Here is a 14,124-nt window from a genome sequence, read left to right on the forward strand (position 1 = left end):
CTCAGCGATATTGAATAATACTTACACTACGAATTCAAATGAACCAATGGGGGTACGGCTAATGAACAAGTCCATCAACATCCAAGATACGTTCTTGAACCAACTGCGGAAAGAAAACATTCCGGCTACGGTCTATCTGACCAACGGTTTCCAAATCCGCGGGACGATCAAGGCATTTGACAATTTTACGATCGTCATTGACAGCGACGGACGCCAGCAAATGGTCTACAAGCATGCCATCTCCACGTTCACGCCGCAACGCAGCGTATCGCTGATGCAGCAAGACAACGGCGGCGAAGCTTAAAAAATCCGAAACCTTTTCACAAACCATTTCGTCTACAAGTATAGGTAATGAAACAGAGCAACCTAATAAGGGTTGTTCTTTTCATTCCGGGCAAAATAGGTTTAATATAAGCTTGTGCTCGCCAGAGAAATAGAAAACATGCAACTGAAAGGGAGTCAGGAGGTAACATGCCAAACGATCCGTTATCGAGGTCTAACAATCGCAACACCAATAACAAGTCAAACCAAAAAGCGAAACCAAAGACCTCTAAAAAGAAAAAAATTACGGGGAAACGCGTTGGATGGACTTTATTTTTCACGATGGCAATCGCCATATTCTGTGCGTTAGGCGGATATCTGTTTATTTTAATCAGTGGTGAACGCCTGCTTACCGCCAACATGGATAAAACAACGATTAATGAAACGTCTAAGGTATATGACCGCAACCGCAACATTATTGGTGAACTTTCGATTAAAAAGCTGGACCCTGTGGAATCCGATGATATCCCAAAATTGGTCAAGGAAGCCTTTGTTGCAACAGAGGATAAACGTTTCTATGATCACCAAGGTGTAGATATCTGGTCCATTGGTCGTGCGGCCGTCAAAGATATCATGGCACGTTCCATGGTAGAGGGTGGCAGTACGCTGACACAGCAGCTGGCCAAAAATATGTTCCTGTCCCGTGATAAAACGTTCTTCCGGAAAGCGACTGAAGTATCGATTGCAATGGCGCTCGAACGTAAGTTTTCCAAAGACGAAATTTTGACGATGTACCTGAACCGGATTTTCTTTGGTCATCAACGTTACGGGATCAAGGCTGCATCGGAGTTTTATTTTGGGCAGAGTGATTTGAAACAATTGAAACTGTGGCAGATTGCTACTTTGGCTGCTATGCCTAAAGGGCCATCTGCATACAATCCACTAAGTAATCCAAATGATTCGAAAACGCGCCGTGGTGTTGTTCTGCAATTAATGTATGAGCAAGGTTACATCACCGAGGCGGAGATGAACGAAGCAAAAGCCGTGGTTTATAAATATACGCCGCCTGAGAAAGACAGAAAGTATCAAGCCTTTATTGACTATGTGCTCCGTGAAGCGGAACGTGTAACAGGCATGACGGAAGATGATCTCAACATTGGCGGATTTAAAATTTTCACAACGATGGATGCACAAGCTCAAACGGCTATGGAAAGTGCATTCTCAGAAGATAGTTTGTTTGAGGCAAGTAAGGATGATCAACAGGTTCAAGGTTCGATGGTCATTATGAATCATGAAAATGGCAGTCTTGTTGCCTTGCTCGGCGGACGTGATTACCAGACCAAAGGGTACAGCCGTGTAACACAAAGCCGGAGACAGCCAGGATCAGCATTTAAACCAATCGTATCGTACGCTCCGGCACTTGAGTCAGGACAATATAGTGCAAATTCCGCCCTTAGTAACGCGAAGCAATGTTTCAGCAACTATTGTCCAGGCAACCTTCATGGGTACTCTTCCACGATCAGTATGACGGAAGCCATAACGAAGTCGGAAAATATTCCTGCTGTTTGGCTGCTGGATAAGATCGGGGTAAATACCGGGGTTAATTTTGCGAAAAGTGTAGGTATTCAGCTGACGGATCAGGATAAAAACCTGGCGATTGCTCTTGGGGGTCTTAGCAAAGGGACCAACACGCTGGAGATGGCTCAAGCCTACAGCGCATTTGCTAACCTTGGTGAGTATCAGCAAGCCTACTCGATTAAAAGTATTGAGGACAGCAGCAATAAAAGCATTTACAAACATGATAAATCAGAGACCAAACGTGTCATGAGTGAGCAAAATGCGTACCAGCTTACTCAGATGCTGCAAAATGTAGTAAATGACGGTACGGGACGCTCGGCACGTCTGGATCGACCAGTAGCGGGTAAAACGGGAACGGTGCAAAGTGGTATTGCTGGAAACAGTTCTAACCGCGACGTATGGTTTGTTGGATATACGCCAGAGTGGACTGCTGCCGTCTGGATGGGTTATGACAATCCGGATGCAAAACATATGCTGAAGAACAGCAGTAAGTTGTCAGCAGCGTTTTTTGCCAAAGTCATGGGGGATGCCTTAAAAGGTGTTCCTGTAAAAGAGTTCAAAACGCCTGCTGGTGGTCAAGCACCTCCACCTGTGGAGAAACCAGAGCAACCGGCATTATCAGTCAGCGGATTGAATGCATCCTATGATCCTTCGACGCAGACCGTTTCCCTCAACTGGACGGGAACAGGTGATGCGAATACACAGTATCGTGTATATCGTAAGGAGACTTCAGAAGCTCAATTCACGCATTTGATCGACTCTGTTGGCTCAACGAGTGCGCAGGATTTAAGTGCGCTGGCGGGTCTAACCTATGAATATTATGTAACGGCCTATGATGCAGCTTCCGGACAGGAAACCAGCCCATCGAATACCGTTTCGCTTATGATCGAGGCACAAGAGGTCGAACCGCAGCAGCCAGATCCGAGTACAGACCCTGGAACAGGTACTGATCCTGAGGTGCCAGGTACGGATAATCCGGATAATGGCGGAGGCGATAACGGCAATCCGAATGGCAACAATGGCAATGGCAACGAGAATGGCAATAATGGAAATGGGAATAACGGGAATGGTAACAATGGTGGATCGGGTCCTGGCAACGGTCAGCCGGATGGTGGTAGTACTCCGCCAGGCCAAGAGACCACAAGTCCTGGGAGCGATGGCTCAAGTAATGGTGAAGTGACTACACCGGGTCAGGTCGTTCCCCCAGACAGTGGAACCAACGGGGACAGGGGAGGGACAGAAGCTCCTTCCACACCTCAATCCGGTTCAGGAGGATAAGTACAAGATCATAGATTTACATTAGAATATACGTTTTCTCAAAACTGCTTCCCGGTTCGTCCGGCGAAGCAGTTTTTTCATGCACAAAAGGTAAGCTAGTCTAGGATATCCCGGATCATGCATGCGCGGATAATAACATAGAAATCGTGGTTTTGAGTGTATCCTCTAAATATGGTAAGCTGTAGCTATTCGTAGTACGTTATGAAGAGCAGATTCTGTGTGCTTGCGCTCTAGTCAACGTATGAGTGTTCACCAATCTAAAATGCAGATCGTGGATCTGCAGTCGGCAAAGAGGGGTTCGTATGAAACGGAAATTCGGGGATCGCGCAAACTGGCGCCGGATTACGAACCGACAATTTACATGCCGGTTCGTTCAGTCCAAAATTTTTACAGGTTATATCACGCTGTATACCATACAGGATTTGAAAGAACCCTTGTGGAAGACGTATGGAGGTACTACCTTCTGTATTGCTGACAAGGGATATTCCTGGCTGCAATACTATCCGAAGGGAGAACACTTTGTCGTTACAGCGATGTTTGATGATCAGCAACGGATTGTAGAGTGGTACATCGATACTTGCCGCAGTCAAGGAATTACGGATCAGGGCGTTCCGTGGTTTGATGATCTTTACCTGGATGTTGTTGTGCTTAAGGATGGGGAGATCTTTTTGCTGGATGAGGATGAGCTAGAGGATGCTTTGTCCCGGAAACATATTACAACGGGTGATTATGATCTCGCGAACAAAACGGCAAAGGAATTGTTGCACGCAATTGATGCTCACGTATTTCCATACTTTCAGTTATCACTGAAGCACAGACAGACGTTATTTGAGAACGGTGAGTTTCGGAAAAACATCCAGGTCTGAAACGAATTTTTCTGCCCCAAACTTTTCTTGTACATCCTTCTAATATCTGGGCACCTGATAGAATACATTAATAATCAGGAGAGATCAGCCCGATAAAATAGAGGTGATGGCGAATGAACGGACGGGTCATGGCTGCAGGAGGGCAACCGGGGGGCAGACCATCCAGACAAATTAATGTGGTATTACGTAACCAAGAACCTCAAATACTTGCCAAAGATGAAGCACTCTCAGTACAAGCGGCCAAAAGTATAACAAAGCATGCGCATTTTCAGGAGATTCAGGGTGAATTGGAGCAGCTGGTTGGACTCGAAAATATCAAAGATTTAGTGTTTGAGATTTATGCATTTCTTCAGATTGCGCAGATGCGCTCCGAGGCTGGCCTGATTAGCGGTGCACACGTATATCATATGATTTTCAAAGGTAACCCCGGAACGGGCAAAACAACAGTAGCCAGAATCGTTGCCAAAATGTTTCAGAAGATGGGTGTGCTCAGTAAAGGGCATCTTATTGAGGTAGAACGCGCCGACCTTGTGGGTGAATACATTGGTCATACGGCACAGAAAACGAGAGACTTGGTTAAGAAAGCCCTTGGCGGCATTTTGTTTATTGATGAGGCATACAGCTTGGCTCGCGGCGGGGAGAAAGATTTTGGTAAGGAAGCGATTGATACATTGGTAAAATCAATGGAGGATCATAAAAATCAGTTTATTCTGATTTTGGCGGGGTACTCAGAGGAGATTGATTTTTTTCTGCAGACAAATCCGGGTTTACCTTCCCGTTTTCCGATTCAAGTTGAATTTCCAGACTATACGATTGACCAATTGATTCAAATCTCTGAAATTATGGCTAAAGAGCGTGATTATATTTTGATGCCACAGACCATACTCAAGTTAAAGCAGAATCTTCTTCAGGAGAAGAATGATTCGCTGCACGCGTTCAGTAACGCCAGGTATGTAAGGAATGCGATCGAGAGAGCAATCAGGCATCAGGCTGTTCGTTTGCTGGAGCAATACGAGGATGGAAGTCCAGGCAAGCTGGAGCTAATGACCATTCGTACAGAGGATTTGAAGTTTGAACGAAAGTAAGCGATAATAACCTTTTAACAGAGCCGGCCGGGCTAACCGGTTCGGCTTTAACCATGCCACGGGATTTTTGTGGTTTAATGAACTTACACGAAACAGGGGAGTGAATCTACATATGACAAATGGCACACATGATACAGAAACAACTAAAAAAGACCGAGCGATACTGGTCAGCCTGGTTACCGATGAGGTGAAGCGTTCAGGCATTAATCATGAATATTCATTACAGGAACTTGTGAAGCTTGCTGAAACCGCAGGCGTTGAAGTGCTTAGTGTATTAACCCAAAACCGGGAAACCCGGGATACCAAATGGTTTATCGGTAAAGGTAAGGTGGAGGAACTACGTTTGGTTGCGGACGAGCTGGGAGCAACGACAGCTATTTTTGATCAGGAGTTGTCAGGCGCACAGGTTCGAAATCTGGAAGAGGCACTGGATCTGAAAATCATTGACCGCACACAGCTAATTCTGGATATCTTTGCCCAGCGTGCCAGTACACGAGAAGGGATTATACAGGTAGAACTGGCCCAGCATAGTTACTTGCTGCCACGTTTGTCCGGACACGGTAAAAATCTTTCACGGCTTGGTGGCGGGATCGGAACAAGAGGTCCTGGTGAGAGCAAACTGGAGACAGATCGTCGTCATATCCGGGGACGTATTGATGACTTGAAGCGTCATCTTGAAGAGGTCACACGTCATCGTAAACTGCACCGGGAGCGCCGTAAAAAAACGGGTATTATTCAAGTGGCTTTAGTAGGTTACACAAACGCGGGTAAATCAACACTCCTGAAACAGTTAACATCTGCAGATGTGTATATTCAGGATCAGCTGTTTGCCACACTCGACCCAACTTCACGTACGATGGAGCTGCCAAGTGGCAAGGAGATTGTTCTGACGGACACAGTTGGATTTATTCAGAATCTTCCTCATGATCTGGTTGCTGCTTTTCGAGCTACACTGGAAGAGGTAAATGAAGCTGACCTGATCTTACATGTAGTAGACGCTTCATCCGAAATGCGCGAGGATCAGATGAGTACGGTTCATGCCATTTTGCAACAACTTGGTGCAGGGGATAAGCCTCAGCTTGTACTCTATAACAAAAAAGATGCCTGCACGGCGGAGCAGCTAGAAATGCTTCCTTTAGATAATAAGCATATCAAAATAAGTGCGTTGGATGAATTAGACTTGATCAAGGTTCGTGAATTGATTCAAGCTGAGCTAACGGGAGATACCAAACGGTTCCGTATTCCGGCGGAGCGCGGGGATCTGACATCTGTACTTTATAAGATAGGTGATGTTGTTGGAACGGAATATGAAGAGAATGATGTCATTTACCAAGTTGAGCTGCAAAAAGGTGAATATGAGAAATTTAGTTATTTACTCGAAGATTTCATTGAACTGTAACCTTCATGACATATTAATGTGATAAGTTGACACGAGAATTGATTTGACTCGAATACATCAGTTTCGTGCTATAAAAGGGGAATGAAGCAAGATGGCAAGATTTGATTCAAACATTGTAGAACTTCAACAGCGGGTGGAATGTCAGATTGAAGGGCAGTTGCACCAGGTCGATCGCATTGTTGATCACAATCAATGGAAGGTTATTGATGCATTTCAACGCAGAAAAGTGAGCGATTTTCATTTTGCTGGCTCTACAGGTTATGCCTATAATGATCGTGGACGTGAGGTTCTGGACGAGGTGTATGCCGATGTGTTTGGTGCAGAAACTGCACTGGTACGTCCTCATTTTGCCTCAGGTACACATACGATTAGCACAGCTCTGTTCGGCGTGTTACGTCCTGGTGAGGCATTGCTGTACATCACAGGTAAGCCTTATGACACATTACATAAAGTTATTGGGGAGCCTGGTGACGGAACGGGATCACTGCGTGACTTTGGCATTGGCTACGCTGAAACTGCATTGACATCCACAGGGGAAGTCGATTGGGACGCAGTGAAACGGCTGATTACCCCAGCGACGAAGGTTATAGGCATTCAGCGTTCCCGTGGTTACGATTGGCGTTCTTCTTTTACCGTTGCTGAAATCGCTGATATGGTGACGCGTGTTAAAGCGTTGAAACCAGACGTTATCGTATTTGTAGATAATTGTTATGGCGAATTTACGGAGGAACGTGAGCCTACGGAAGTTGGTGTGGACCTGATGGCAGGTTCATTGATCAAAAATCCTGGTGGCGGGCTGGCAGAAACCGGAGGCTACATATGCGGTAAAGAGAAATATGTACAACTGGCGGCTTATCGTTTGACTGCACCCGGTATTGGGGGCGAGGTAGGGGCTATGCTTGGCACAACGCGAGGCATCTACCAAGGACTTTACATGGCTCCGACCATTGTCGGTCAAGCAATTAAAGGAAGCATTTTTGCTGCCGCGATGTTTGCTGCATCCGGATTTGTGACCAAGCCTGCGTGGGATGAGCCGCGTACCGACCTCATTCAGGCTGTGCAATTCAGTTCTGCTGAGCATTTAATCGCTTTTGTACAAGGTATTCAGAAAGCAGCAGCTGTTGATAGCCATGTTGTGCCTGAGCCTTGGGATATGCCTGGATATGAGCATCCTGTCATTATGGCGGCAGGTACGTTTATTCAGGGAGGCAGCCTGGAGTTATCAGCGGATGCACCGATTCGAGAGCCTTTTATAGGATACATGCAAGGTGGATTAACCTACTCCCATGTCAAATATGGCGTTTTAATGGCATTACAAGCGATGAAAGATCGTAAATTATTGTGAGTTTATCTAACATGTCATTGACACTTTGTAACAACTAAATGTACAATAGGGTCAAGAATAGATGACTGGAAGGTTGATGAACATGGGTGACGAAATTCGCAGAAATATGGCCTTATTCCCAATTGGTATTGTAATGAAGCTTACCGACCTGTCTGCGAGACAGATTCGTTATTATGAACAGCATAGTCTGATTGTTCCCGCAAGAACTTCAGGTAATCAGCGACTGTTTTCCTTTAACGACGTTGAGAGATTGCTAGAGATTAAAGCTCTGATTGAAAAGGGAGTTAACATTGCAGGCATCAAACAGGTGATGAATCCCGTTTCAAAAGAGTCTGAAGAAGCAACGGTGATCACGCCGGATACGGAAGTTAAACGCAGAGAATTGTCAGATACACAACTGCACCGTTTGCTGAAGCAGCAACTTGTGTCAGGCAAAAGACCTGGTCAAGTGTCTCTCATCCAAGGTGAACTTTCTCGGTTTTTTAATAAAAAATAATCAATTCACCTAACGAGGCGGGTAAGGTGAATTTCAAACTTCTGATGTCAGACTCCTTGACCCGTGGAACATTCTAATGTACAAATATAACATGCAAGCCAAATACGCAGATAAGAAAGGGAGAGGAATCATGAGTTATACAAAAGAAGACATTCTCCGCATCTCCAAAGAAGAAAACGTACGATTCGTTCGATTGCAATTCACCGACTTGCTTGGAGCAATCAAAAACGTTGAGATTCCTGTAAGCCAACTGACGAAGGCTTTGGATAACAAAATGATGTTTGATGGTTCTTCCATTGAAGGTTATGTTCGTATCGAAGAATCCGACATGTACCTCTATCCGGATCTTGACTCTTGGCTTATTTTCCCATGGGTTTCAGACAATCGTGTCGCTCGTCTGATCTGTGACGTATATCTTCCAGATGGCAACCCATTCCCAGGTGATCCACGTGGCATCTTGAAACGAAACCTGAAGGAAGCCGAAGAAATGGGATTCACTTCCTTCAACGTTGGTCCTGAACCAGAATTCTTCTTGTTCAAGACGGATGAAAAAGGAAACCCAACGAATGAATTGAATGACCAAGGTGGATATTTCGACCTTGCGCCAACAGATCTTGGCGAAAACTGTCGTCGTGATATCGTTATTACACTTGAAGAGATGGGCTTTGAGATCGAAGCTTCTCACCATGAAGTAGCTCCAGGTCAACACGAGATCGACTTCAAATATGCTGATGCATTGAAAGCGGCAGACCAGATCCAAACGTTCAAACTGGTTGTTAAAACGATCGCGCGTCAACATGGATTACATGCTACATTTATGCCAAAACCATTGTTTGGTATGAACGGTTCCGGTATGCACTGTAACCAATCGTTGTTCCGAGGTAATGAGAACGCATTTGTTGACGAGTCTGACGAGCTGGGTCTGAGCAAAACTGCACGTCACTTCATGGCTGGAACTTTGAAGCATGCTCGTGCGTTTGCAGCAATCACTAACCCTACTGTTAACTCATACAAACGTCTTGTACCAGGTTACGAAGCACCTTGTTACGTAGCATGGTCTGCAAGTAACCGTAGCCCAATGATCCGTATTCCAGCTTCACGTGGACTGAGTACACGTGTTGAGGTTCGTAACCCGGATCCAGCTGCTAACCCTTACCTGGCTTTGGCTGTGTTGTTGAAAGCGGGTCTGGACGGAATCAAACGTGAGCTTTCCTTACCAGCTCCGATTGACCGCAACATCTACATCATGTCAGAAGAAGAGCGTGTGGAAGAAGGTATTCCTAGCTTGCCAGCTGACCTGAAAGAAGCATTGAACGAATTGATCCGCAGCGAAGTCATCTGTGACGCTCTCGGCGACCACGCCCTGGCTCACTTCTACGAGCTGAAAGAAATTGAGTGGGACATGTACCGTACACAAGTCCACCAATGGGAACGCGATCAATATATTACGTTGTACTAATCGAAAAAACCTTGTAACTACGGGGTTTTGAAGGAATGAGCCGGGGGACGTTTTGAGGGAATTGCACTTCTATTGAGGTTGCATCCCCCAAACGTCCCCCGGTTTTTGATTTTCTGATCCAAAAATACGGGAAGTGTACTCTTCATATTTATCAATGTTACGCTTCTCTAGCTTTTTAGAAATATGAGCATACACATCGGATGTAATTTGCACACTGCCATGTCCTAGCTGCTCTTGTACAAATTTGATGTCAGCCCCAGCTTCAAGCATGACCACGGCATAGGTGTGTCTCAAGGAATGAATCGTTAATTCCTCACTCAAACCAGCCTTTCTCAAAATCCTCTTTGAAGCATTAAAGAGACTGGATTTAGGCATAGGACTACCATCATTCCTGCACAAGACCAGATTTAGATCGTGTCTGTACATTGACTCCCCTAAATTGATCTTATTTTGATTCTGCCATGAAGCATGATACCTTAAATCATTAAGAATTCCGTTACTTACACTAATTGTGCGGGTAGAATTTCTGGTTTTTGTATCTCCGAAAAGTTCGCCCTCGTCTCCGGCTTGAAAATCGAGTGTTTCATCCACGCGGATCGTCTTTTCTTTGAAATTGATATCCGACCACTTGAGAGCGCCAGCCTCACCTTTTCGTAACCCCGTTTCAATAAGCACTTTGAAGAAAATCCAATAAATGTACGCATCGCCTCGTGCCGTATGAAGAAATTTGGGAATATCCTCTGAATCAATGAATTGGATCGTCTTTTTTTTGTGCTCTCCTTTAATAATTGAACCTTTACATGGATTGCGTAATATTTTCCCTTGAATCATCGCATGTTCTATGGCTGAGTATACAGTAGAGTTGATGATCTCGACCGTGCGCTTGCTGAGTCCCTTTTTAAATAAAGAGTCCAAAAAGACTTGATACATATCTGGTTTTAAATCCTGGAGCATCAGACGCTTAAAATAGGGTTTGATATGGATGTTAAGATTGTTCTCATGAAGTTTGATTGTGTTCTTTCTTACAACACCTTTTTTGTAATTATCAATCCAATTACGAATGTAATCTACCAAAGGAATGTCGGTTTGTTCGAACCCTTGCTTTAGCTGCCTTAAAAATTCAGCAGCAGCCAGTTCAGCCTCTGGTTTAGTTCGAAAACCAGCTTCGGATTTCTCCTTTTGTTGTTGAGTGAACGGATCGGTGTACTTTAACCGATACCTCCAGCCACTTTTTAATTTTTTGAAACTTGCCAATTTCATTCCTCCTAGCAGAACGTTAGTTCTTTTTTTGTGTATGTAAAACCGCCTCACGGCGATGTAAGCGTAAGTTAATCAATATCGAGCAGAGTAGTGAAATGTTCTGGGTTAAAGATGAAAAAGGAGAAAGAGCTACGAATTAGAGTCGGAAAACATATTTTAAAAAAATCATCAAAAAACGAGCCTTCGGTAACTAAGGCTCGTTTGTGAAGGAGTCATATTTGGCTCCAATAACTATGTTTGGATTAGTGCAGAAGTTTCTTGCGGAAAAGTAACTAAAACAATTCTACCCTATTTCACAGGATTTGACCATACTTTAGCTTTAAAGTTCGAGACCAGAACTTGTACCGATTGCCGAAAAGGACAAGGAAATGATCTGATTACCGATTAAATAAGTATTTAACTACTTGTCACTGCTGTAATTCATTAAGCTAGCGAGCAGTTTAGTTTAAGATTAAACTACTGTGAACCATATTACTGCTAGTAATAAAGCAGAGAATTGAACTGGATATCGCATCGGCAACGCTGAGTTTGCAGGAAGGAGCTTAAAGTATTCACGTACTCGATACATGTGGAGTGTTGTTCAGTGTTAGTGAGAAAAGATTAAACAAGATGTGACGGTGTCAGAACCCTTCCAACATGGCGGAAGGGTTCTGTATTTATATGGGGAATTATGGTAATGTAAATGAGTTAGGAGTGATACACATGAGCGGCGGTTTATATGGACACAGAAATATTGAAGATGAGCGATTAAAGGAATGGATAAATACGTGGTATGCGGAAGATTACATTAATTTTTTTAGAAATAATTATGGAGTCGGAATGAAAGCTGAGTTTGAAGACTCTTTGTCTAAACAAGTTGAAATAGTAAAACAAGTGTCTTCAAGCATTACTGTTGCAGAGGGTAGATACCTGTTCGATGATGTCATGAAATATATGAGTCCTGCAATGTTTTATTGCTATTTTAGATATGACAGTTCAACAGCTTATTGCGGTAACTATTATGAAGTGTTAATTGAATTTGCTGATGAATCAACCAAGAAAAAGTTAATTAAAGGCTATGACTATGTACAAACAGGTGGGATAACCTTAGAGAAGAATGGTGAAGTGATAGGTCATATTGGTCAAATGAGTGACCTTTTTTGGCATACGTTTTATGACAAGTATATTGTAGAGGACGACTATGGTGCTATCGAACATGCGAGAAACAATGAAAAAGATATTACCCTGCATATTTGGAATGATAAACTGTTTGAAAATACAGGGCAATTCTATAAGTTTATAGAACAGATATTATTTGAATGTAATGTTTATCTAGACTTAGGTTTCAAAAGGTCAAGATTTGAAAGTGCTAGTAAATTAAAAGGGCAAGCTACTAAAACACAATTATGTTTGAGTGGTAGTGATTTAGAGGAAACTCCATTAAGGTATTTCAATTTTGCTAACTATACTAAGATACCAAGACATAAATATTTGGCTTATTATCAGGTTCTTGAGTTCTTCTTTACAAGAGCCGTAAAGGAAGCAAGGCTTCCTAAGCCAAACGAACTATTAATAATTAAATATATAACCAATAACTCAATAACTGCTTCGGAAGTTATATCATGGCTTGAAGAAATTACGGATAGGGGAAGGCACTATACAGAACCTTCAGAGATATATCCTGCTCTTATCCCTTTGAATGTTAGAGAAAATGTTCAATCGGTAGCTACACGAATTTATACAGTTAGGTGTTCGTTAATACATTCCAAAGAAGCACCTAAGGATGTTAATTTCATACCTAACCTTAATGATGAAATAATAGAAAAGGAACTAGCACTTATCAAATATGTTGCTGAGAAAGTGCTGTATAAATGGAGTAATGCTCCTGAATAGTGGAGGGCATAGGGATTATGGCAAACCCATTTTCAAACGACGGATTGTAATATGAAGTGCGACACCTACTGGAAATAAATAAAAAATGGCCCATGGCCGGATTCGTGTAGAATGAAAGTTCTCACACAACCGTTCACACAAGGAGAATCCACCATGAGCTACACACATCTTAGCATAATCGAACGCAGCAAGCTAGAAATCCTCCACAAGTAGGGGAAAAGTACCCGAGCAATTGCCAAAGAACTTGGCAGACATCCTTCCACGATTGGCCGGGAACTCCGCCGAAATGCAGCAGAACACCCGTACTGCGCAAAGGCTTCTCAAGAGGGCTATATCCATCGGCGTAAGGCATCCGTTTCTGAAGGCAAGTGGAATCTGGAGCTGGCGAATCGCATCGAAGAAAAGCTTCAGGCGACCTGGTCTCCGGAGCAGATCGTAGAGCGATTGCGGCAGGAGGGTCATGCGATGGTATGTTTTAAAACGATCTATCGTTGGCTGTATACTGGCCGTCTGGTGAAAGCTGTGCTTGCCGTCCTCAGGCACAAAGGGAAGCGGCAGAAGCCCGCAGAGACACGCGGCAGGTTTGCCGTGGGCAAGTCTATTTCTCAGCGGCCGAAAGAGGTTCGTCACCGAGAAACCTTTGGTCATTGGGAACTCGATATGGTGGTCTCAGGTCGCGGAAAAAGTAAGGGATGCGTAGCCACGTTCATTGAGCGAAAAACTCGCTTGTACACTGCGATTCGTATGCCGGATCGTACCGCATTGTCCATGGAGATTGCCTTTGGGGTAGCGGCTTCGCAGTACCCTGTCCGTGCGTTTCAAACCGCTACCGCAGACCGTGGCAAGGAGTTCGCCTGTTACAAAAGTCTGGAAGCCATTCATGGGGTGCGGGTGTATTTTGCAGATCCCTATTCCTCCTGGCAACGTGGCTCGAATGAAAATGCCAATGGGCTCCTGCGAGAATTTTTCCCCAAGGGGATGGATCGCCTAAATCACGGATGAGGCTCTAGAAAACGCTCTAGACTTGATCAATCACAGACCACGTAAATGCTTGAGTTGGAGAACTGCTCACGAATCCTTTTCAGAGGAACTGTCGCACTTGGCTTGACAATCCGTCGTGTGGAAAAGGCAAGAAGATCTTTCGATAGCTCATATTATGTTATAAATTCTTTAATAAGTAAATTTAATTTATAAAAAGAGGAATTATATAAATATTGTAGAATTG

General features: G+C 43.9%; 10 protein-coding genes and 1 pseudogene. 10 read left to right on the forward strand and 1 reads right to left on the reverse strand.

What is annotated here, in order from left to right:
* The first annotated feature begins 61 nt into the window (after nucleotides 1-61).
* The 8 genes from hfq (at nucleotide 62) to glnA (ending at nucleotide 9,767) form a co-directional block, all read left to right on the forward strand.
* Nucleotides 62-304 carry an RNA chaperone Hfq gene (gene hfq / locus ACR8BL_RS00085; RefSeq protein ID WP_090916826.1) on the forward strand — a complete coding sequence of 81 codons (243 nt, stop codon included), beginning with the start codon at nucleotides 62-64 and terminating at the stop codon, nucleotides 302-304.
* A 167-nt stretch (nucleotides 305-471) separates the two neighbouring features.
* Nucleotides 472-3,117 carry a PBP1A family penicillin-binding protein gene (locus ACR8BL_RS00090; protein WP_434750719.1) on the forward strand — a complete coding sequence of 882 codons (2,646 nt, stop codon included), beginning with the start codon at nucleotides 472-474 and terminating at the stop codon, nucleotides 3,115-3,117.
* Nucleotides 3,118-3,419: 302 nt separating this feature from the next.
* Nucleotides 3,420-3,983 (forward strand): DUF402 domain-containing protein, encoded by a 564-nt coding sequence (locus ACR8BL_RS00095; protein ID WP_110899344.1) that lies wholly within the window; start codon nucleotides 3,420-3,422, stop codon nucleotides 3,981-3,983.
* Between the two features lie 113 nt (nucleotides 3,984-4,096).
* The gene (locus ACR8BL_RS00100) at nucleotides 4,097-5,068 is read left to right on the forward strand and encodes an AAA family ATPase (protein ID WP_434750720.1); all 972 of its coding nucleotides are present in this window, start codon (nucleotides 4,097-4,099) and stop codon (nucleotides 5,066-5,068) included.
* Between the two features lie 112 nt (nucleotides 5,069-5,180).
* Nucleotides 5,181-6,467 carry a GTPase HflX gene (hflX, locus tag ACR8BL_RS00105; RefSeq protein WP_434750721.1) on the forward strand — a complete coding sequence of 429 codons (1,287 nt, stop codon included), beginning with the start codon at nucleotides 5,181-5,183 and terminating at the stop codon, nucleotides 6,465-6,467.
* A gap of 91 nt (nucleotides 6,468-6,558) precedes the next feature.
* Nucleotides 6,559-7,812, forward strand: coding sequence for an aminotransferase class I/II-fold pyridoxal phosphate-dependent enzyme (locus tag ACR8BL_RS00110; RefSeq protein ID WP_434750722.1), 1,254 nt, complete (start codon nucleotides 6,559-6,561; stop codon nucleotides 7,810-7,812).
* An 82-nt stretch (nucleotides 7,813-7,894) separates the two neighbouring features.
* The gene (locus ACR8BL_RS00115) at nucleotides 7,895-8,308 is read left to right on the forward strand and encodes a MerR family transcriptional regulator (RefSeq protein WP_056689944.1); all 414 of its coding nucleotides are present in this window, start codon (nucleotides 7,895-7,897) and stop codon (nucleotides 8,306-8,308) included.
* 130 nt (nucleotides 8,309-8,438) lie between these two features.
* Entirely contained in the window at nucleotides 8,439-9,767 is a 1,329-nt protein-coding gene (gene glnA / locus ACR8BL_RS00120) for a type I glutamate--ammonia ligase (RefSeq protein WP_090916813.1), read from the forward strand.
* A gap of 69 nt (nucleotides 9,768-9,836) precedes the next feature.
* Here glnA and ACR8BL_RS00125 read toward each other — a convergent pair whose 3' ends face one another.
* A complete protein-coding gene (locus ACR8BL_RS00125) occupies nucleotides 9,837-11,021 on the reverse strand; it encodes a tyrosine-type recombinase/integrase (RefSeq protein ID WP_434750723.1) in 1,185 nt (394 codons plus the stop codon).
* A gap of 708 nt (nucleotides 11,022-11,729) precedes the next feature.
* Here ACR8BL_RS00125 and ACR8BL_RS00130 point away from each other — a divergent pair.
* The gene (locus tag ACR8BL_RS00130) at nucleotides 11,730-12,899 is read left to right on the forward strand and encodes a hypothetical protein (RefSeq protein ID WP_434750724.1); all 1,170 of its coding nucleotides are present in this window, start codon (nucleotides 11,730-11,732) and stop codon (nucleotides 12,897-12,899) included.
* 153 nt (nucleotides 12,900-13,052) lie between these two features.
* Nucleotides 13,053-14,007: pseudogene (locus ACR8BL_RS00135) on the forward strand (IS30 family transposase).
* Nucleotides 14,008-14,124 lie beyond the last annotated feature (117 nt).

Origin of the sequence: Paenibacillus amylolyticus (genome assembly GCF_051136285.1) — a bacterium.
Lineage (GTDB): Bacteria > Bacillota > Bacilli > Paenibacillales > Paenibacillaceae > Paenibacillus > Paenibacillus amylolyticus_F.

Excerpts from the sequence above, each read along its gene's own strand:
- hfq (WP_090916826.1), top strand. The coding sequence starts at position 62 with ATGAACAAGTCCATCAACATCCAAGATACGTTCTTGAACCAACTGCGG.
- ACR8BL_RS00090 (WP_434750719.1), top strand. The coding sequence starts at position 472 with ATGCCAAACGATCCGTTATCGAGGTCTAACAATCGCAACACCAATAAC.
- ACR8BL_RS00095 (WP_110899344.1), top strand. The coding sequence starts at position 3,420 with ATGAAACGGAAATTCGGGGATCGCGCAAACTGGCGCCGGATTACGAAC.
- ACR8BL_RS00100 (WP_434750720.1), top strand. The coding sequence starts at position 4,097 with ATGAACGGACGGGTCATGGCTGCAGGAGGGCAACCGGGGGGCAGACCA.
- hflX (WP_434750721.1), top strand. The coding sequence starts at position 5,181 with ATGACAAATGGCACACATGATACAGAAACAACTAAAAAAGACCGAGCG.
- ACR8BL_RS00110 (WP_434750722.1), top strand. The coding sequence starts at position 6,559 with ATGGCAAGATTTGATTCAAACATTGTAGAACTTCAACAGCGGGTGGAA.
- ACR8BL_RS00115 (WP_056689944.1), top strand. The coding sequence starts at position 7,895 with ATGGGTGACGAAATTCGCAGAAATATGGCCTTATTCCCAATTGGTATT.
- glnA (WP_090916813.1), top strand. The coding sequence starts at position 8,439 with ATGAGTTATACAAAAGAAGACATTCTCCGCATCTCCAAAGAAGAAAAC.
- ACR8BL_RS00130 (WP_434750724.1), top strand. The coding sequence starts at position 11,730 with ATGAGCGGCGGTTTATATGGACACAGAAATATTGAAGATGAGCGATTA.